This is a genomic window from Elusimicrobiota bacterium, from assembly GCA_016706425.1.
GTDB lineage: Bacteria > Elusimicrobiota > Elusimicrobia > FEN-1173 > FEN-1173 > JADJJR01.
On the sequence record JADJJR010000001.1, the window covers coordinates 626799 to 645785 of the forward strand.

Below are 18987 nucleotides of genomic sequence, written 5' to 3' on the forward strand. Positions count from 1 at the left end.
GCTCGCCGACCCCCGAAAGGCCGGGCAAGGGAGAGGTGAAGTTGACCGGGGCCGTCGAAAAAAGCGATAATTGTGTTTCAGCCGGGGTGGCGAAATTGGCAGACGCGCGAGACTCAAAATCTCGAGTGGCTTAGGCTACGTGGGGGTTCAAGTCCCCCCTCCGGCAGATTTGAAGACTCTTTCCCCGATGGCGAGGGGGAGGGACTTGAACGGCAATCCGCGCCGAGCGAAGAGCGAGGAAAAGGGCCCGCCGGGCGGGCCCGGCAGCGGATCGACAGGCCTGGAGGGACCGCGGCGGGCGGGGGAAAGCCGCGGACCCGGAAGGCAAGTCCCCCCTCCGGCAGATTTGAAGACTCTTTCCCCGATGGCGAGGGGGAGGGACTTGAACGGCGATCCGCGTTGACCCGCACAACACCGTGTTTTTGACCATGACCGACCCTTCACCCACCGACGGCCACCGTGCCCGGCTTCGCGATCGCTGGCATCGCGCCGGGTCCAAAGGCTTTGCCGATCACGAGTTGCTTGAACTGTTGCTCACCTATGTGTTCCGACGCACCGATACCAAACCGCTGGCCAAACGCCTGCTGGAGCGCTTTCACGGCCTCAAGGGCGTTTTGGACGCCACCCCCGAGCAAATTGAAGAGGTGGCGGGCGCGGGGCCGCGCGCGGCCGAGTTCGTGTCCCTGCTTCGGGGTGCGATGGAGCGTTATTTCGAAACGGACGTGCGCCGCACGGATCTTTTGAACACCCCCGAGGCGGTGGTCGCCTACTGCCGGGCCGCCCTGGAAGGCCTTCCCCACGAGGTCTTCGACGTGATTTACCTGACCGCCAAAAACCGGGTCTTGAGCCGGGAACGCCTGGCTGAAGGCACTATCGACCAGGCGGCCGTGTACCCGCGTAAAGTCGTCACCCGCGCCCTCGCGGCCAACGCGGCCGGGTTGGTGTTCGTGCACAACCACCCCTCCGGCGATCCCGAGCCCTCGCCGGACGACCGCCGGTTGACGCAACGCCTGAGGGACGCCGCCCAATTGGTCGGCATTCCCGTCCTGGATCACATCATCGTCGGCAACGGACGCCACGTGAGTTTCCGCGAGAAGGGCCTGCTCTGACCCCCCGCGCCCGCTGGTGGGGCGCCGTGGCGTTGTGGTGCGCCCTCATCTTCTCCCTTTCCTCCGTTCCCGACCGCCGCACCGAGGCGGCGCCTCTGCCCGAAACTCTGTCCCGCAAGGCCGCGCATCTGGTGGAATACGGCGTGCTGGCTTTCCTCGTCTTGCGGGCCCTGGCCGCCGGCGGCGCGGGGCGAAAAAAAGCCCTCCTGGGGGCGTTCCTCTTCGCCGTCGTTTTCGCCGCGTCCGACGAATGGCACCAGACCTTTGTGCCCGGCCGCTACGGCAAAGTCCGCGACGTCGCGCTGGACGCCCTGGGCGCCGCCTTGGCCCTTTCCGTTTATGCCCGACGGTCGTCCTTGTTCCCCCGGGAGGGAAAGTGAAAGCGTTCACCGATTACCTGTGGTTCAACACCGAAAAAAGAACCGACGTCGTCAACATCACCGAGGATCTCGCCGCGCGGGTGGAGAAAAGCGGCGTGCGGGAGGGGTTCTGTCTCGTGTCGGCCATGCACATCACCGCGGCCATTTGGGTCAACGACGAGGAAGCGGGATTGAAAAAAGACGTGATGGTCTGGTTGGAAAAGCTCGCGCCCCGGGGGGACTACCTTCACCACCAAACGGGGGAAGACAACGCGGACGCCCATTTGAAGAGGACCCTGGTCGGGCATCAAGCCCTGCTCCCCATCACCGGGGGCCGGCTCGACCTGGGCCCCTGGGAACAGGTGTTTTACATGGAGTTCGACGGCCAACGGCGCAAGCGCGTGGTCGTCAAAGTGATGGGGGAATGACCCCCGTTCGCCCCCCGGCCCGGCGGTTTTCCGTCGGAAATGGTACAATGCGACCATGAACGACCGGCCGGAAGACGCTTTCAAACGGATCAATTTCCAGAAGCCCTGGGAGGAAAAGGACTGGGAGCGGTACTTCGACGCCCAGGACCGCCTCGCCCGGGGCCGTCGCGTCGACGCGGGCCCCGCCCGCGCGGGGATCGACCCGTCCCTGGCCTTCGGCCGGGTCCTGCGCCGTTTCGGCATGGATCCGGACAACCCCGACGTGCCGCCCCAACCCTTCGCCTACAGTCGGCTGGAACCTTCCGAAGAACCCTTGAACCTGCCGGGCATCAAATTCTGGCAACCCGGGGCCGACCAAGAGACCCTGCCCATCTATTGCCAGGCGAAATGCTACGCCTGGCGCGCCGCCTGGTTGGTGGAAAGCCGGTTCCCCGGCCTGTTTCACCGCGTTTACCGAAGCCCGTCGCACCGGTCCTTCCAGAAAGCGATGGAAAACTTTTTGCGGGAAGTCCCCGACGTGCCCCGGCAGATCGCCGCGGGCCACCGCCTGGGTTACGACCCCCACGGGGTGAAGGGCAACATCGTGCGCTGCCGCCGGGCTCTCGAAACGGCGGACCGGTTGGTGGGAATCCTGTCGCGCGTGTCCCGGCGACGCCTGCCGACGGCCGAATACGAAAAAATTTGGCGGGACACGACCCGGTTGCGGACCGCCCTGATCGATTGGATCGACCTCCTGCGCGCGCGCTTCGCCGGGCCGGGCGGACGGCGCGCGTGACCCCCGCCCTGGCCGCCGCGGTCGGCGCCTTGGCCGCGGCCTTGGTCGCGGTCGCGGTCTGGGCGCTGTGGGCCCGTCGCGGCGACCCGCCGGCCCTGGCGCTGCTGCGACAGCAAATCGACCTGCTCCGTCAACAATCCAGCGAAGCCGACCAGCACCACGCCCGCACCCTGGGCGAAACGCTGTCGCGCCTCGGGTCCGAGGTGAACCGCCAATTGGAGGCCGTTTCGCGGCAGGTCTTGGAAAGCCAAAAAACGGTCGGCGACCGTTTGGACAACGCGGCCCGGGTGGTGGGGGACGTGCAAAAAAATCTCGGGGCCTTGAGCGAGGCCAGCGAAAAGATTTTCGAAGTGGGCAAAGACATCGCCGGGCTCCAAAACATCCTGCGCGCGCCCAAATTGCGCGGGGGGTTGGGGGAATTTTTCCTGGCCGATTTGTTGGGCCAGATCCTGCCCCCCGAGCACGTGTCGTTCCAACACGCCTTCCGCTCCCGGGAAACCGTCGACGCCGTGGTCCGCGTCGGCGGGCGCCTCGTGCCGGTGGACGCGAAGTTCCCCCTGGAGAATTTCCGTAAAATGCTGGAGGCTTCCTCGGACGACGAGCGGGCGGCCCAGCGCCGCAAATTCGGCCAGGACGTGCGCAAGCACATCGACGCCATCGCCACCAAATACATTCTCCCCGACGAAGGCACCTACGACTTCGCCCTGATGTACATCCCGGCCGAAAACGTCTATTACGAAAGCATCATCAAGGACGACGCCGACGGCGCCTTGCTTGAATACGCCCTGAAGCGCCGGGTGGTGCCGGTTTCCCCCGGGAGCTTCTACGCTTACCTGCAGGCCATCGTCCTCGGCCTGCGCGGCTTCCAGATCGAGGAAAACGCCCGCCGCATCATGGAAGACCTGGCCCGCCTGCGCGGGGATTTTGCCCGGTTCGCCGAGGATTTCGACACCCTCGGCAAGCATTTGGCCAACGCCAAAACCAAGCACGACGACGCCGGCCGGCGGTTGGAACGTTTTCAAGACAAACTGGAAAACGTCCACGAACCGGCCGCGGACCCCCTCCTCCCCCCCAAAACCGCTGTCTAACCCCGTTGGTCATTTTGATGCAACCTCTTTACTAAAAGGCGTTGACCCGCTTTTCAACTTGGGGCAGACTTAACAAAAGGGGTCAATGACCCGTTCGTCCGTTGTTAGGGGGGCACCATGTTCGAAATGAATCGCCGCGCCAAAACATCGTTTTTTATTTTGTTGTCGGTTCTCGTGGCCGGGGCCGCGGGAGCCCTGGAATCGGCGGGGCACGGGTTGGGATTGCGCCCCCCGACTCCCGAGCAACGGGATTGGGAAAAGAAGAACATGATCGTGGCCCGTTCCGTTCGATTGAACGCTCGGGGCCTGGCCCGCGTGAACGCCCACCGCGCGGCGATGGGGCTCTCGACCCTGGGCGCCGCCGCGGCCAATATGGCCCCCCTGGGGGAAGAGGTCACGGGGGTTGTGGAGGAGGATTGGACCGGGGATTCCGTGGTTTCGGCCGCCGCGTCGGCCGCCGCCCTGCCGCGCTCCGTCGACAACAGCACCCTCAAATATTTCCCGCCGATCCGCAGCCAGGGCGGCATCGGGTCCTGCGCCCAATGGGCGGGGATGTATTATTGCTTCACCCACATGGCGGCCATGTTGCGCGACCAGGACGCGAAGGCCGGCGGCGACACGCTCCGCTTTTCCCCCAAGTACACCTACAATTTGGTGAACGGCGGCTCCGATTTGGGGTCCTGGTACACCGACGGATGGAACGTCGCCAAAAAGCACGGGGCCGCCACCTGGGCCGCGTGGCCTTACGATTCCAACTTCCGCGCCTGGCCGCTGACCGCGGCGATCTGGCGCAACGCCCTCGCCCACAAAACCGACACGACGGGCTGGGTGAGCGCCATCGACACAACCGCCGGGCTGGACCAGTTGAAAACGATGTTGGTCAACGGCTACGTCTTGGCGTTGGCGACCTACGTGAACTCCTGGCAATTTAAGACGGCGGGCGACGACCCCGCCACGACGGCCGACAACGCTTTTGTCGGCAAGGCCGTGGCCCACTGGGTGAACGGCACGGCGGGCGCCCACGCCATGACCATCGTCGGTTACAACGACGACATCTGGGTCGACATCAACAGCAACGGCACCGTCGAGGCCGGGGAAAAAGGCGCCCTGCGCATCGCCAACTCCTGGGGCACCGGATACCGGGAAGCGGGTTTCACGTGGCTGGCCTACGATTCGTTGAAAACCGTGTCGGGGGTGACGGGGGCGCCCTCGGCGGGGCGCCGGCAATCCATTTGGAGCGCCCAGGTGGCCTGGGTCCTGCCCAAGGCCAGTTACACGCCCAAAGCCCTGGCCCAATTCACCCTCAACAGCGCCACGCGCAACCAACTGTACGTGAGCCTGGGGATTTCGGACACCGGCCAGACCGCCCCGACGACTCTTTGGACGCCGAACACGCTCCTGTATTTCGCGGGCGGGCCGTACGCCTTCGACGGCACGACGACGGCGGTCGACGGAACATTTGTCCTTGATTTCACCGACTTGGCGCCGGCCTACGGCGTGCCCAAACGGTACTACCTGCGCGTCAGCGACAGCACGACGGGCGGGCCCGTGAACGTCAACGCCTTCAAATGGATCAACGCCCCGGACAACGCCGAGGTGGTCCGCGCCGGCCTGCCGGCGGCGCTGGACGGTCAAACGGGGACCTACGACGTCATCGCGACGGTTTCCACCGGCGGCGGGGGCACGCCCCCGACCCTGTCCGACATCACCGACCGCTCGATCGCCGAGGACGGCACCACCGGGGCCCTCTCCTTCACGGTGGGAGACGCCGAAAGCCCGGCTTCCGATTTGTCCGTGACCGCGGCGTCCAACAACGCGACGCTTTTGCCGGCCGGGTCTCTGGCGGTGGGCGGCACGGGCGCCGCGCGGACATTGACGGTGACGCCGGCCGCGAACCAATTTGGGACGGCGACGATCACCGTCACCGTGACGGACCCCTCGGCCCGAACCGCCCAGGACACCTTCGTCCTCACGGTCAATGCCGTCAACGACCGGCCGGTGGCGAGCCCGCAGTCTCTGGTCGCCACGCAAGGGGTCGGCAAGGCCTTCGTTTTGAGCGGCACGGACGTGGAGAACTCGCCCCTGTCCTACGCCGTCACGGGGGGGCCCGCCCAGGGGACGCTGACGGGCGCCGCGCCCAATTTGACGTACACGCCGGGCGCGGCTTACACCGGGGCGGACGCGGTTTACTTCACCGTCTCGGACGGCGCCTTGACGAGCGCCGTTTCGACGGTGTCGTTCACGGTCATTCCGCCGGACGCCACGCCCCCCTCGGTGTCCTTCACCGCCCCGGCCGACGGGGCCACCGTCAGCGGGACCGTCGCCGTCACGGCGACGGCCGCGGACGCCAACGGCGTGAGCCGGGTGGTCTTCTTTGTGAACGGGGTGTCGGCGTCCACGGACACCACGGCCCCTTATCGGTTCGATTGGGACACCACACGCGATCCCGTCGGCCTGACCGCTTTGGGAGCCTTGGCTTTTGATTTGGCGGGCAACTCGGCCCTCGCCACCCGCCAAGTCACGGTGGGGGAAGGCGGCGGCGGTTTCTTTGTGACGCCGACGGCGCTGTCTTTTGAAGGGGTTCAAGGATCGACCAATCCGCCGCCGTCGCCCGTGTCGGTGTCGGTGACGGGCGGCCAACCGATCGGCGGCGGCGGGTGGACGGCATCTCCCTCGGTGACCTGGCTGGCCGTGAGCCCGTCCTCCGGCACGGGGTCGGGGGTCTTTTCCGTTTCCGCCAACCTCGGGGGGTTGGGGGTGGGCACCCACAACGGGTCGGTGATTGTTTCCGACGGGATGACCGGCGGCCAGTCCGTGGCCGTGACGCTGATCGTGATCGCCTCCAACGACGTGATGCCGCCCACGGTGCCCACCGGTTTGTCCGGCGTGTTGACCGGGACAACCACCGTCGCCCTGTCCTGGAACGCTTCCACCGACATCGGCGGGACGGGCCTCTTCGGTTATCGCGTTTACCGCAACGACGCTTTGTTGGCGGAGCCCACCGGACGCACCCTTTCGGACACGGCGGTCGTCCGGGGCGGCCGCTACCGCTACCAGGTGTCGGCCTTGGACCGGGCGGGGAACGAGTCCGCCCGGAGCGCGGCCGTCGTCGTTGATGTGCCGGCGGCGCCCGTGGTGGAAGTTTTCGGGTTTCCGAACCCGGCGGTGGACGGGGCCGCTCCCACGATCCGGGCCGTCCTGGGAACGGTGGACTCATTTGAAATCGCCGTCTACGACACCGCGGGCCGCCTGGTCCACACCGACCGCCGCGCCGGTCCTCCCAACGGCCAGGTCGGGGGTCTGGCCTTTTACGATTACGTCTGGTCGGGGGACATCCCCAGTGGTCTCTACCGCGTGGTGGTCACGGGCCACGGCGCCGGGGGGACCGTGCGGGTCAAAACCCAGGTGACGATCGTTCGATGAGACTCTGGCCCGCGGCGCTTCTCTCGAGCCTCTCGGTGGGGCTCGCGGCCGTCGAGCCGGGGGCGCCGTTTTTGGCGGTGCCCCCCTCCGCCCGGGTGGAGGCCACGGGAGGCCTTTGGGCGTTCGCCGGGGGGATGGAAACCCTGTCCGTCAACCCCGCCCTTTTGGGCGTGGACAAAAGTCCCTGGCAATTTTATTCCAGCGCCGGGCAATGGGGCGAGGACGTGCAAACGGCCCACGCGGCGCTCGGGCGCGCGCACGCGCGAAGGCCCTGGGGCGTGGCGGTGACGCACCTGCGCAGCGACGGCGGCGGGGCGCGGGACGCCCTGGGCGGCGGGTCCGGCGCTTCCGTGGGTGTCCAGGACACGGCCTTGAGCGTGGGCGCAGCGCGCTCGCCGAACGGCCGCTTCGCCTTCGGGGCGGCGGCCAAGGTGTTTCAATCCAAATTGGGTTCCTACCGAAGCGACCCCGGGTGGGCGGTGGATCTGGGGGCGGCCTGGCGGGGCGACGCCGTGACGGCCGGCTTCGCCTGGCGAAACGCCGGGCCCGGCGTGCGTTTCGTCCGCCAGCGGGACCCCCTGCCCCAAACCGTCGACGCGCAACTCGCGTGGCGGCGCGGTCCCGTGACGTTGGCCGCGGGCGGACAATGGGACGTGCCGCGTCGAGAATCCCGGATTTTGGCCGGCGGGGAGGCCCAGCTCGGCGCGCTCTCTTTTCGCGGCGGCTACGCGGTCTTGGAAGGGGATTCGTCCGACACGGAAGGTTTTGAGCGGGCCTCCCTCGGGTTCGGCCTGGCTTTGCCCAATCGGCTTCAGTTGGATTACGCCCTGCGCCCCGGGGGGGACGCTTTCGGCGCGTTCCACCGCCTGGCGCTGACCTGGACCTGGGGGGAGAAGAAGCCCAAGAAACCGACGGCGCCGGCGGCCCGTCCGTCCAGCGTTTTCAAAAAAGCGCCGGTCAAACAGGCCCCTAAAACCGTTCCGACGCCACCGAAGGTCGCCCCAAAAGCCGCTCCTGAAAAAAAGGCAAAGCCGGCGGCCAAGGAAAAGCCGGTCGCGCCCGAAAAGCCCAAACGCCCCCGCATCGGCGAGGGCGGGTACCGATTGGGCGGTTGAGAGTGGCGCCGAATCGATTCCACCGCCCGCGCACATCCCTGACCCCGAGGACGACACCATGAGCCTTCCTTCCGAGTTGATGAACGAAATGACCGCGGCGCTGGGCCCCGACAACGCGGTCTGGGCGCCCGCCGCCGTTGAAGAGCGCACGCGTTCCTGCCTGCCCCAGAGCCACATTCCCGACGGGGTGGTGACCCCCCGCACGCTGGAGGAGGTGCGCGCGGTTTTGGCCGCGGCGCGCAAACACAACGTGCCGGTCTGGACCATCAGCACGGGAAAAAACTGGGGCTACGGGGAAAAGGCGGCCCCCTACGCCGGCGGCCTGACAATGGAATTGTCGCGCATGAACCGAATTCTGGAGGTGAACGAAAGGTTGGGGTACGCCGTGATCGAGCCCGGCGTGACCTACGCGCAGTTGCACGACCATCTGCGGGTCCACGCGCCCTCGCTGTGGACGGATTCGTCGGGAAGCACCAAGGACGCGAGCGTGATCGGCAACGCGCTGGACAAGGGCCGGGGGTTGACGCCCTACGCCGACCACTTCGGCGCGCTCTGCGGCCTGGAGGTGGTGTTGGCCGATGGGCGCGTGGTGCGCACGGGCGGCGGGCCCGACAACAACCGGTGTTGGACCTGTACAAATGGGGCGTGGGCCCCTACCTGGACGGCCTCTTCGCCCAATCCAACCTGGGGGTGGTGGTGAAGGCCGGGGTGTGGCTCATGCCGGCCCCCGAGCGCTACGATTTCATGGCCTTCGAGTACACCGCGGGGGCGGACCGTTTTCCGGCGTTCATCGAGGATTTCCGGTCGCTGATCTTCCAGAACGCCATCCGCTCGCGGCCGCACCTGGCCAACGATTTCGCGATGCTGTGCATCGTGTCCCAATACCCGCACGACTTGGCCGCGGGGCAACGCACGCTGTCCCCGGAGGCCATGGCGGCCTGGCGGAAAAAGTTCGGGGTGTCCGCCTGGACGTTCGGCTGCGGGGTTTACGGGAGCCGCGGGGAGGTCGCCCACCAGAAAAAACGCATTAAGAAAACCTTCGCCCGCTACGGGGTGACGCGTTTCATCGGGTCCTACGTGAATCAAGGCCGGTGGGGGCGCCTTTACCGATGGGCGGTGCACACGGGCATGCGCTGGATGGGAAAATCCCCCGAATTGATTGAGGCGATCTGGCCGGCGATCAACCTGTTTCGTGGCGTTCCCACGGACCAATACGCCAAGCAGGTGTATTTCAAGCATTACGACCGGAAGCCGACGGACACCATCGACCCGGCGCGGGACGGGTGCGGTTTCATTTGGATCGGCCCCGTGGTGCCCTTCACGGGGGAAGACGCGGCCCGGGCCATGGACCTCGCCCGCCCGGTCTTTGCGAAGCACGGGTTCGACGTGTTCATCGAACTGATCGTGGAAAGCCCCCGGGCGTTGATCGCGCTGTTTGGCGTTTTTTACGACAAGAAAAGCGCGGAGGAACGCGCGCGCGGCGCGGCCTGGTACAAGGACATGCGGGAGGCCTTTTTGGACGCGGGGTACCCGCCCTACCGCGTGGGCACCGGCAGCCAGCCCGGCGCCTTCGATCGGACGCCCGTGTTGCGGGACGTCGTCCATCGGATAAAAAAGAGCCTCGACCCCGACAACATCCTGGCTCCCGGCCGCTACGGCACACCCCCTCGCTGAATGGACGGTGGTCGGGAGCTTAGAAGCGGGACCAGGTTGTTCCCCGGCTGTCGCGGTGGGTGCAGTTGATGAAAAATCGGCCGCCGGTGTACGGGGGATTTGTAGGGAAAAGGCGGTAGCCAAAACCGCCCGTATCAAGCATGCCCGCGGGAAAATAGCTAAGGGGTTGCGCCCCGATGTAAGATACGAAACTCAACGGGTCGGTCGAGTCGTGAGGGAGGGTCCGAACTGAAATGGGGGTCATGTTGTAACCCCCGCTGATGGGTGAAAGGTATTTGCCGACGAGATGGGTTGGGTGGCTTGGGTAAAACCCTTCGGTGTCGGCGTAGTACAAACCGAGCGCAGAACGATAGGTTCCCAGGAGGGCGAGGTTTTTTGCTTCCCGGGCCCGAACCAGCATATCGCCGAATTTGGGAATGGCGATGGCCGCCAATAGGCCGAGGATGGCCACGACGAGCATCAGCTCAATCAAGGTGAACCCCGGGGGCGGGTATCGATGGGAAAGTTTTCGCCTCACCTATAATTGTGCACCGCCCCGCGGGTGAATTCAAGGATAAGGATTTGACTTTTCCCAACGATTTGATACAATCAAGAAAGCACACAGTCGTGCGAAAGCAATGACAACGACGTCCCACTCGGCCTCGGGCCCGGTGGGACTTTTTATTTAGGCCGAAAGGCCGGGGGGAGGACGGGAGGCCTCCCCCCACACCCCGCTCCCGCGGATGTCACCGCCGGGGCCGGGCCGCCGCGGCGGCCCAACGACGAAGGCGTCTTGCGCGTGAAACCGCGCGGGACGCCTTTTTTGCTTTGTGGGGCAACAAAGGAGACGGACATGAAGACTTCGCTTGCGCAACGCTGGATCGCGTCGGTCACCACCGGCGCCTACCTTTTTACCGTGATCGGGGCGGCTCCGGTCGAGGCGTCTTTCTGGGAGGACCGCGCCCGTGCCCGCCGTTCGGACGCCGCGCCGTCGGGGCCCGGCCCTCTGTTGGCCCAACGGCCCGCCGCGCTTCGCGTTTCCTGGACCCCGGTGGGGTCCGCCGCGCTGTCGGCACCCGTGCCGCGTCCCGAACCGTCGGTGCCCGGCTGGGCCCGCGCGGCGGTCTCGCGCCACGGCGAGGTCCGAAACCTTTGGGAAGGCCCGGCCCGGGGCCCGCGGGTGTTCCTCCTGCTGGACGCCCACGACGTCGTTTCCGCCCAGCGCAACATCGCCGGGTTCCTCGCTCAATTCTCGTCCACGGCCCGCCCCGTGATCGGGGTCGAGGGGACCTCCGGCGCCTTCGCCTTCGACCGATACCGCGACCTCCTTGCCCCGGCGGACCAACGCGCCTTGGCGGAGCATTTGCTTAAAAAAGGCTTTTTGAACGGCGTCGAGTTGTTCGCCTTGACGGCCGAAACCGCTCCCGCCCTGTGGGGGGTGGAAGACCCGGCGCTCTACGACGCCCACGTGCGCGCCTACCGGGCGTCTTTGCCGGTGAGCGACAAAACCCGCGCCGCCCTGGCGCGGCTGAAAACCGATTCCCAAGAAGCGGCGGACCGGCTGTTTTCGCCGGAACTCCGCGCCCTGGACAAGGAAATCGCCGCCCGTCACGAAGACCGGAGCGACGCCGCCCGTTACGCCGCCGTTTTGGCCGAGGCCCTGGGGGACGCGGCGGGCCCGCAGACCCGTCGTTTCCTGTCCGCCAAACGCCTGGAGGAGGGATTCGCCTTCCCCGATGTTGAGCAAGCGCGGGCCGCTTTCATCGAGCGGGTCTCCCCGCGCCTGTCGCCTTTTGAAACCCAACACTTGGTGCGCCTCACGGCGGAGTTCCGGGCGGGGGGCCTCTCGGGCCGCGACTACTACGCCCGCCTGGAGGAAACCGCCGCTTCCAAGGGCGTGCCCGTTTCGGCGTACCCGCCGTTCCAAAAATACATCCGCTACGTCGCCGCCGCCGAGGCGGTGGATCCGACGGCGCTCCTGGAGGAGTGGGACGTTTCCGAAGACCGCGCTTACGCCCGACGCTCCCGTCCGTCGGAGCGGCCGTTGATCGAATGGATTCAAGACCTGCGCCTGGCCGAACGCGCGGTGACCCACGCGCTGACGCCCGTCGAATGGGAGCGGGTCCGCGCGCGCCGCGCGCGGTGGGGGGATTGGGTTGAACGGGCGACCGCGTTGGGGGCGCCGGTCGACGCCGCGACGGATTTGCGATCGACACTGCCCGTTTTTGAATCCTTTTGCGAGGCGGCCGACGCGCGGAACGCGGCTCTTTTGGACAACGCGCTCGCCGCGGCCGAACGGCGCGGGGCGCGCGACGTTGTGCTGGTGACCGGGGGGTTTCACGCCCCGGCTTTGCGGCGGTTGTTGGAGGTCAAGGGCCTTTCCCACGCCGTCGTGGCCCCCTTCGTCACGGAAGTGCCGGAAGACGGCACCGGGTACCTGCAGGCCTTCGCGTCGACCCGCACGCCTCTTGAACGGCTGTTGTTGGGCGACCGGCTTTTCATGAACCCCCCTTCGGCCACGTCCGTCGCCGTCCAGGACCCGGCGTCTCCCTTTCACGCCGCCGCCAAGGCCCTGGATCGCGCCGCGTTGGTTTACAGCGTGCCGTTGGTTCGCGGCGCGGATCTCAACGGTTTCATCGCCAAGGGCGGATGGAAGGCCACCGCGGCGTGGGACGCGACCGGGGACCGGCGCACCGTCGAAATTCGCTTCGCCGGTTCCGCCCAGTCGGTGATGGTCGCCTCGCCCCGGGACGGGGCCGCCGCCAGCGGGGAGGGACTCGCCCGTTCGGTGGAAGAGACCGGCGCGCGGGTCGTGGAGACGGACACCGTCGGCGGCGTTCCCTACGCTCTGGGCGGCAAGACATTGGTCCGGGCGATTCCAGAATGGATCGCGGGGGCGGCGTTCTTGATGTGGTGGGGGGCGGCGTCCTTGGCGCCGCCGGCGCTCTTGTGGGGTTTGGGGGCGGGGGCCATCGCCGGCGGCCTCATGTTGCGGGGCATGATCCTCGGCGCGGCGTTCCTGCACGGGGCCGGACACGCGGCCGCGGCGCGGACCGAAGGAGGAGCTTCCTTCCGCGGTTCCTTGGCCGCCTACGCGCGGTCCCTGGGCTGGACCGGTCTGGTGCCCTTCGCCCCGGTGTTCCTGCCCGGCCTTTCCCCGGAAAAAGAGGCGCCCAAAATGGACATCGGTCCCATGGCCGACGGTGCGGCGCGCCGGGTGGCCCTGGCCGGGCCCTTGGCCAACCTGACCGCCGTTGGGCTGGTGGCGCCCTTCCTGTCGCTCACAGGGACTTTGGGACTGACCGACCTGGTTTTGGCGGCTTTCGCGGGGATCAACCTGTGGACGGCCCTCGCGTCGGTGTCGGATCTCCGCACGGCGCTCTCCGGCGTGGGCCGCGTGCTGGCCTGCGGGGTGGTGGGCGTGGTGTACGGCGGTCCCAACCCAAAATCCGAAACCCTGCCGGAGGGCGTGCAACGCTTGATGGATGGGGCCGTCCTGCGCACGCTCCACCGCGGCGGCCAGTCGGGGGGTGTGGCGGCGGTGGCGGTGCGGGAAAACGGCCACGCGGAGTTTTCGTTCTTTGTTGAAAAAACCGCCAAGGAGCGGGACCGCCGCGCGCGCCTGGGGGCGCTGATGCGCGCGGGCATGGCCCGCCTCGCGGCCCGCGCCCAAAAGGCGGGGTTCGGCGGCCTGCGGCGCCTGGTGGTGATCGGTCACACGCGCTACGGAACCAACCTGGCCCAGCCCGTGGCCGTCAACGCCCACCCCCACACCAGCGCGGGGGAAACCGACACGGTCCTTTACATCGGGGACGGAAAACGCGACGCCAAGTACGAGCGGCCCTGGGAACGGCCCGTCGACGCCCCGACGGTGAAATCCGTCGCCCTGCCGCGGGGCGTGGCCATCGCCCACAACGGCGACGACAACGCCACGGTCCTGTTCCGCCGGGGCGATCGGAAGGTCGAGCTCTCGAACGAGGACGACGCCCGCCTGAGCGAGCGGATGACGGGACACCAAAACCCCGCTCAGGGCGACTCGCCCCAAATCGCCACCCGGTTCGACCGCTGGATCACCCAAGGGTCGGTGCGCGCGTCCCTGCGGTTGGCCCTGCTGAACACGTCCTTGGAATCCTTGCCCGGGGAGGACCTGTCCGCCGAAGAGGTCCTGGCCCGCGCGCCCACGCCGGCCACGCTGGACGGGCTGATGCAGGCCAAGACCTTTCAGGGATTTGCCGCCGAGTTGGAGGCGCTCCACCGCCGGCACCCGGCCGCGACGCATGGGGAGGCGTTGTTCGCCGCCGCCGGCGCCCGGGGGGTGTCGGACGAAGCGGTCTGGGATCTGGAGGACGCCGTGCCGTTCGTCGGAGGATCCGACATCGAAAAACTTCGGAACACCCTGGCCGACCAATCGCGGGCGGTGTTTAAAATCTTGCCCTGGTTCGCCGCGCTGGAGGGGGCGGACCAGGCGCGCGCCGCGCGGCGCTTCGCCGACCTGTATTTAAAATTTTTCTTCACCGGCGATCTCCGTCGGGCGGGCGTCCATCTGTTGCGGCGGGCGGACCCGACGTCCACTTTCGGCGTGATGGCGGGCACGCTGTTGGAGGGGGAAAGCGCCGTTTGGTTGCGCCAGCGTCAGCCCTTCTACCTGTGGATGTCGACGGACGGGCTCAGCGTGGCCGGCAGCAGCGAGGCCAAGGCCTTTTTGGGCGCGCGCGCGGGGGAAAGCCCGTTCCGCCATCGCCTGACGTTGAAGAACGGGGAGGTCGCGACCCTGCGGGGAACCCGGCTCGTCATCGACCACGTGGAGCGGGGGCGGGTGGCGTCCTACGACCTGTCCCGCCCGGCCGAGGCGTTCGCCGACGCGCGGTGGTTGGATTTGGAAACCAGCCCCCACGTCACCGCCTCCACGTCGGAAGCCGTGCCCGCGGAAAAGCGCGTGCGGGACGACACGGAAACCATTCCCTGGGTCAACGCGAAACTGGCCGAGGATTTCGCCGATCCGAAATCCAACAACAGCCGCTCGGCGGACGCCCTCGTGGGTTTGCTCGCCGACCGGTTGGCCAAACGGAAATCCGCGGGCGGCGGGATCGACCTGGTGATCGTGGGCACGGAAAAGAGCTTTGACGCGGCCTCGGCCCACGCCCGAATCCTGGAAAAAATATCCAGCCTCGCCGGTCGGCGGCTCAACGTCCGCGTGGTGTACGGCGCGGAATTCACCCGGGAGGATTTGGTTCAAATGCGGGACGAAGGCTTTGGCGCCGACACGGTCGTCCTGGGCCTGACCAGTTCGGGCCAGACGGCGAACACCTTTTACGCGCTCGAAGGGCTCCACGCCGCCTGGCGCGGCCTGCGGGAAAAAGCCGGTCTTCCCGACGACGCGACGCCCCCCCATTTCCTGGTGTCGGCGGACATCGACAACCCCTACACGGAGGAAGTGCTCGGGCAGGGGCTCGGCGCCGGGGATCCCTTCAAAGCCCGGAATTTCGTGACGTTTCCCGCCCTCGATCCCTTCCACCCGGCGGAGGCGGCGACGGTCACCCACAAGGCCACGGAGCGGCTGCTGAAGGAAGTGTCGGCGCGCTTCGCGGCGGCGTTGGCCGCCAAGAGCCGGCGTTGGGCCGGCGGGGGCCTGCCGGGACACATCCCGGGGTCCATCCGCCGCATGGTGGACAACGGCGATGAACTGGACCGCCGGATCACCGGGTTGGACGCCGACGGCAACCCCCACCGCCACCTGCGGCGCACCGGGGAGACCAACGACATTCCCGACCAGATCGGCGCCGGGGCCGATCGGCTGAGCCAAGCCTTTTTAGAATCCCTCTGGGCGACGGGCGCCACGGCCCTCTTCATCGCGGTGACCCTGTTGTTCCACGCGACGCCGGCGAGCGTTCTCCTGAGCGGGTTCCCCAACGGGGCCTACCTGTTCGCCGACGGGGTGCCGCTGTTGGCGGCCGGCGTGGGGCTGTTGACCGTCGCCGTCGCGGCGTGGAAAACCCGCGCCTGGCGATGGCACGGTTTGTTCGCCGCCTTGGGGGGCGTGGCGGTCTTCGGGGCGGGTCTTTTCGCCGGGGAATCCCTGGTGTTGGCTCTCGACGCGGCGGGCCGCGCGGCGGGTTGGGGCGCCCTGGGCACGGGGTGGGGCTCCTTGCCCCTGGGTTTGGACGTCTCCCCGGTCAACTTGGTGAACGCGTTCACCTACATTTTCTTTTTCTTCGGATTCACCCTGGCCTTGAGAAAATACCAGGGACGTCCGTTGTGGGACCGGTTGGGCGGCCGCGTTTTGGTCTTGGCGGACGCCCAGCATTCCATCGCGCGTTTGAGCGCCGCCCGTTGGCGCCGCATGCTCAGCCACCGGTTCGGCTGGATGGGGCTCAATTCGATCAATGAGTCGTCCCTCGGACGGTTGACCCACGAGGAGGCGCTCAATTCCAACGTGCGGGGCAACATTTACCTGCAGGGGGAGGCCCGCCACGCCGAGGGGCCGACCCTGATGAATTACAAGCAATTGGGCGGCAGCCCCAACGGACCCGGCCGGGTGTGGCGCATGGGGATCGGGCACAAGCCGCGCGCCCAGGCCAGCGCCGCCTATTCGGAGGGCTACATCTCCCTCCACATGAAGAGCGACGACGTCGCCGGGTCGGACCCGGACCTGGCGGTGTTGCAGGACCTGGTGCAGGACGGCCCGGCCCGCGACACCGCGGGAATGGTCCTGTCGTTGGAAGTGGCGGAGCGCATGGCGGGCATTCGCCCCTTGAACTTCGTGGTGGGCATGACCTCCAGCGAAGCCAAGACGTCCACCACGCAACAGCCCTTCGCCCCGCTCTCGGAGGGAGAGGTCCGGGCGGTGTTCGGCTTGACCCCGCGCCTGGAGCCCCGGGCGGCGACGGCCGAAATCCTTCCCGACCCCCTGCCGGAGGTCGGACCGTCCGTGGGAACGCCCGCGGCGGCCCCGGCGCGCAAGTCGTCCCCGCCGCGCCCGACGGACGTGGAAGTCCCCCCGTCGCCTTCAGACACCGCGCCCCGCGTTGCGGGTTGGGTGTGGCGCTGGACGCGGATGGCCGCCCTGGCGCTCGTGGTCGTGATCCTGTCGTCCAGCGGGGAACGGGTCCTCTCTTCCGCGCGAAACGCCCTGGACCGCCCCGCGCCGGCGGTCGTCGGTTCGTTGGTGGGAGCCGAAACGGTGCAAAAAAGCGTCCCGGCCGGTGTCCAAAACGTCGCCCCGCCGGTCGTGGTTTTGGAAGCCGCCGTTCCCCTCACGACGCGGGTGTGGTATCACGCGAAGGGGACGGGCGAACTGAAATTGAAAAAGGGGATGATCCCCGCCGGGACGGCCTTGACAGTGATTCGACGCAATCCGGAGAAAACCCTGGTGCGCGTGCGGGCCCAAACCCCCGGCGCCCGCGCGGTTTGGGTCCGCGCGGCGGAGTTCGATCGGGGCACCCGGGTTCGCACCGAAGCGGCGCCCGTGACGTCCTTTAACCCCCCAAACATTCCGCTGTCGCAACAGGCGGTGCCCCTGGACGCCGCCGGCGCCCCGTGGCTGGCGCCCGTGGTGCCCGTCTTGTCGATGGTGGGCCGTCGCCGCGCGGCCCAGAACAAAACGCCCGGCGCCCTCCTGCGGCGACGGCTCCTGGGCGGCGCGCGCGCCTGGAGCGTCGCCGACCGTCCCTGGGCCGAAGCCCTGGCGGGGTATTTGGAAAAACCCACCGACACCGACTGGGCCGAGCAGGCCCTGCGGACGGCGCTCGCCTACGGCGCTCTGGGGGGGGCGCGTTGGGGCGCCGACCGGGGGTGGCAAAACGACTTCCGGGAAACCCGCTCCATCTTGAAAGGGGCGGCGCTCTCCCCGCGCGAAGGGCGCGCCTTGACGACCTTGGCCCGGCGCGCCGCGGCCTGGACCCGCGGGGGGTCCCCAACCGCCTTTTCCGACGGGGCCGTCGCGGTCCTGGACTTGACCGAAGCGGAAAAAGAAACCCATCTGTGGCACCATTGGGCGGCGGCCGCGGAACGAACCGCCCGGGGCGAGCCCGCGCCCGTGTTGGTGGCCCGCTCCGAACGCCAACGGGAACGCCTGGAGGCCGCCTGGGCGGCCTGGCGCGGCGAGGCGCCCCCCGCCGGGGCGTGGGTGTATTTGGACGTCCTGGACGGTCGGACCGTGACGCGGGGGACCGATGGCTTGCCCGCGACGGTGCGGCTGGGCGGGGTGCTCAAGGCCGCCGGGGTGAACCCGGACCGGCTGTCCGCGGTGGACGTGGTGTCGGGGGTGGGCGGCGCCCACGCCTGGGACCGATCCGACCTTCCCGCGAACGTGGTCGTGCGGATGATCATCGGCCTTTTGCGCGAACTGACCCTCACGGCGGTTTTGGACGAGGCGCAAAACGCGTTGCGCTCGGCCCGCGCGGCCCTGACCGCGGCCTGATTCCCGAAACCCGGGGCCGCCCCCGCTCGCGCGGGGAACCCGGTTTGTGGAAGGTTTCCGACGGTGCTATAATATTGGTATGAGCGCCGCGCCCAAGCCTTTGCCCCTCCTGTTGCCGATCCGCAAGTACGGCGACCCGGTGTTGGTCCGCCCCGCCAAGCCCGTGGCGGCCGTGGACGACGACATTCGCCGGTTGATCCCGGTCATGTTCCGCACCATGTACGCCGAGCCGGGCATCGGGTTGGCGGCGCCGCAGGTGGGTGTTTCCCTGCGCCTCATGGTGGTGGACGTGGCCCCCGACGGGAAAAGCCAACCCCTCGTCCTGATCAACCCCGTGGTCGAAAAGAAAAAAGGCCGGATCCGCTCCGAGGAGGGGTGCCTTTCCTTTCCGGGCATTCAGGTCACCGTGCCCCGGGCGGCCTGGGTGCGGGTGTCCGCCGTGGACGAAAAGGGCGCGCCCGTGGTCGTCGAAGGCGAGGGGCTTCTTTCCCGTTGCCTCCAGCACGAAATGGACCATCTCGACGGGGTCGTGATGATCGACCATCTTTCCCTCGCCAAACGCCTCAAGGTCCTTTGGGAAATCCGCAAACGAAAAAAAGCCGGTCTTTGGTAATTCCC

The 18987-nt window shown here is 67.7% G+C and carries 12 protein-coding genes and 1 tRNA gene; 12 read left to right on the forward strand and 1 reads right to left on the reverse strand.

Features of this window, described 5'->3' with window-relative positions; translation table 11 throughout:
- Positions 1-80: 80 nt before the first annotated feature.
- From IPI56_02595 to IPI56_02640, 10 genes are all read left to right on the forward strand, one after another.
- A tRNA-Leu gene (locus IPI56_02595) sits at positions 81-166 on the forward strand.
- 262 nt (positions 167-428) lie between these two features.
- On the forward strand, positions 429-1109 hold the full coding sequence (gene radC / locus IPI56_02600; GenBank protein ID MBK7544633.1) for a DNA repair protein RadC: 681 nt from the start codon (positions 429-431) through the stop codon (positions 1107-1109).
- Positions 1028-1489, forward strand: a complete 462-nt coding sequence (locus IPI56_02605; protein MBK7544634.1) for a VanZ family protein — start codon at positions 1028-1030, stop codon at positions 1487-1489. The genes radC and IPI56_02605 overlap by 82 nt, the downstream gene beginning before the upstream one ends.
- On the forward strand, positions 1486-1896 hold the full coding sequence (locus tag IPI56_02610; protein MBK7544635.1) for a YjbQ family protein: 411 nt from the start codon (positions 1486-1488) through the stop codon (positions 1894-1896). The genes IPI56_02605 and IPI56_02610 overlap by 4 nt, the downstream gene beginning before the upstream one ends.
- Before the next feature lie 55 nt (positions 1897-1951).
- Positions 1952-2671: a hypothetical protein gene (locus IPI56_02615; protein ID MBK7544636.1), complete on the forward strand. Its 720-nt coding sequence runs from the start codon at positions 1952-1954 to the stop codon at positions 2669-2671.
- Positions 2668-3759, forward strand: a complete 1092-nt coding sequence (locus IPI56_02620; protein ID MBK7544637.1) for a DNA recombination protein RmuC — start codon at positions 2668-2670, stop codon at positions 3757-3759. Before IPI56_02615 ends, IPI56_02620 begins: the two co-directional genes overlap by 4 nt.
- A 117-nt stretch (positions 3760-3876) precedes the next feature.
- Positions 3877-7182 carry a hypothetical protein gene (locus IPI56_02625; protein ID MBK7544638.1) on the forward strand — a complete coding sequence of 1102 codons (3306 nt, stop codon included), beginning with the start codon at positions 3877-3879 and terminating at the stop codon, positions 7180-7182.
- The gene (locus IPI56_02630; protein ID MBK7544639.1) at positions 7179-8297 is read left to right on the forward strand and encodes a hypothetical protein; all 1119 of its coding nucleotides are present in this window, start codon (positions 7179-7181) and stop codon (positions 8295-8297) included. Before IPI56_02625 ends, IPI56_02630 begins: the two co-directional genes overlap by 4 nt.
- 58 nt (positions 8298-8355) lie before the next feature.
- A complete protein-coding gene (locus IPI56_02635; protein ID MBK7544640.1) occupies positions 8356-8997 on the forward strand; it encodes an FAD-binding protein in 642 nt (213 codons plus the stop codon).
- Positions 8943-9971, forward strand: coding sequence for an FAD-binding oxidoreductase (locus IPI56_02640; protein ID MBK7544641.1), 1029 nt, complete (start codon positions 8943-8945; stop codon positions 9969-9971). Before IPI56_02635 ends, IPI56_02640 begins: the two co-directional genes overlap by 55 nt.
- A gap of 19 nt (positions 9972-9990) precedes the next feature.
- Here the strand turns inward: IPI56_02640 and IPI56_02645 are convergent, their stop codons facing one another.
- Positions 9991-10431, reverse strand: coding sequence for a hypothetical protein (locus tag IPI56_02645; GenBank protein MBK7544642.1), 441 nt, complete (start codon positions 10429-10431; stop codon positions 9991-9993).
- Positions 10432-10803: 372 nt separating this feature from the next.
- On the opposite strand from IPI56_02645, the gene IPI56_02650 reads away from it, so the two are divergent.
- Together IPI56_02650 and def are read left to right on the forward strand one after the other, a co-directional pair.
- A complete protein-coding gene (locus IPI56_02650) occupies positions 10804-18369 on the forward strand; it encodes a hypothetical protein (protein ID MBK7544643.1) in 7566 nt (2521 codons plus the stop codon).
- A 79-nt stretch (positions 18370-18448) separates the two neighbouring features.
- Positions 18449-18982: a peptide deformylase gene (gene def / locus IPI56_02655; protein ID MBK7544644.1), complete on the forward strand. Its 534-nt coding sequence runs from the start codon at positions 18449-18451 to the stop codon at positions 18980-18982.
- Positions 18983-18987: the final 5 nt, after the last annotated feature.

Excerpts from the sequence above, each read along its gene's own strand:
- radC (MBK7544633.1), top strand. The coding sequence starts at position 429 with ATGACCGACCCTTCACCCACCGACGGCCACCGTGCCCGGCTTCGCGAT.
- IPI56_02615 (MBK7544636.1), top strand. The coding sequence starts at position 1,952 with ATGAACGACCGGCCGGAAGACGCTTTCAAACGGATCAATTTCCAGAAG.
- IPI56_02625 (MBK7544638.1), top strand. The coding sequence starts at position 3,877 with ATGTTCGAAATGAATCGCCGCGCCAAAACATCGTTTTTTATTTTGTTG.
- IPI56_02630 (MBK7544639.1), top strand. The coding sequence starts at position 7,179 with ATGAGACTCTGGCCCGCGGCGCTTCTCTCGAGCCTCTCGGTGGGGCTC.
- IPI56_02635 (MBK7544640.1), top strand. The coding sequence starts at position 8,356 with ATGAGCCTTCCTTCCGAGTTGATGAACGAAATGACCGCGGCGCTGGGC.
- IPI56_02645 (MBK7544642.1), bottom strand. The coding sequence starts at position 10,431 with ATGCTCGTCGTGGCCATCCTCGGCCTATTGGCGGCCATCGCCATTCCC.
- IPI56_02650 (MBK7544643.1), top strand. The coding sequence starts at position 10,804 with ATGAAGACTTCGCTTGCGCAACGCTGGATCGCGTCGGTCACCACCGGC.
- def (MBK7544644.1), top strand. The coding sequence starts at position 18,449 with ATGAGCGCCGCGCCCAAGCCTTTGCCCCTCCTGTTGCCGATCCGCAAG.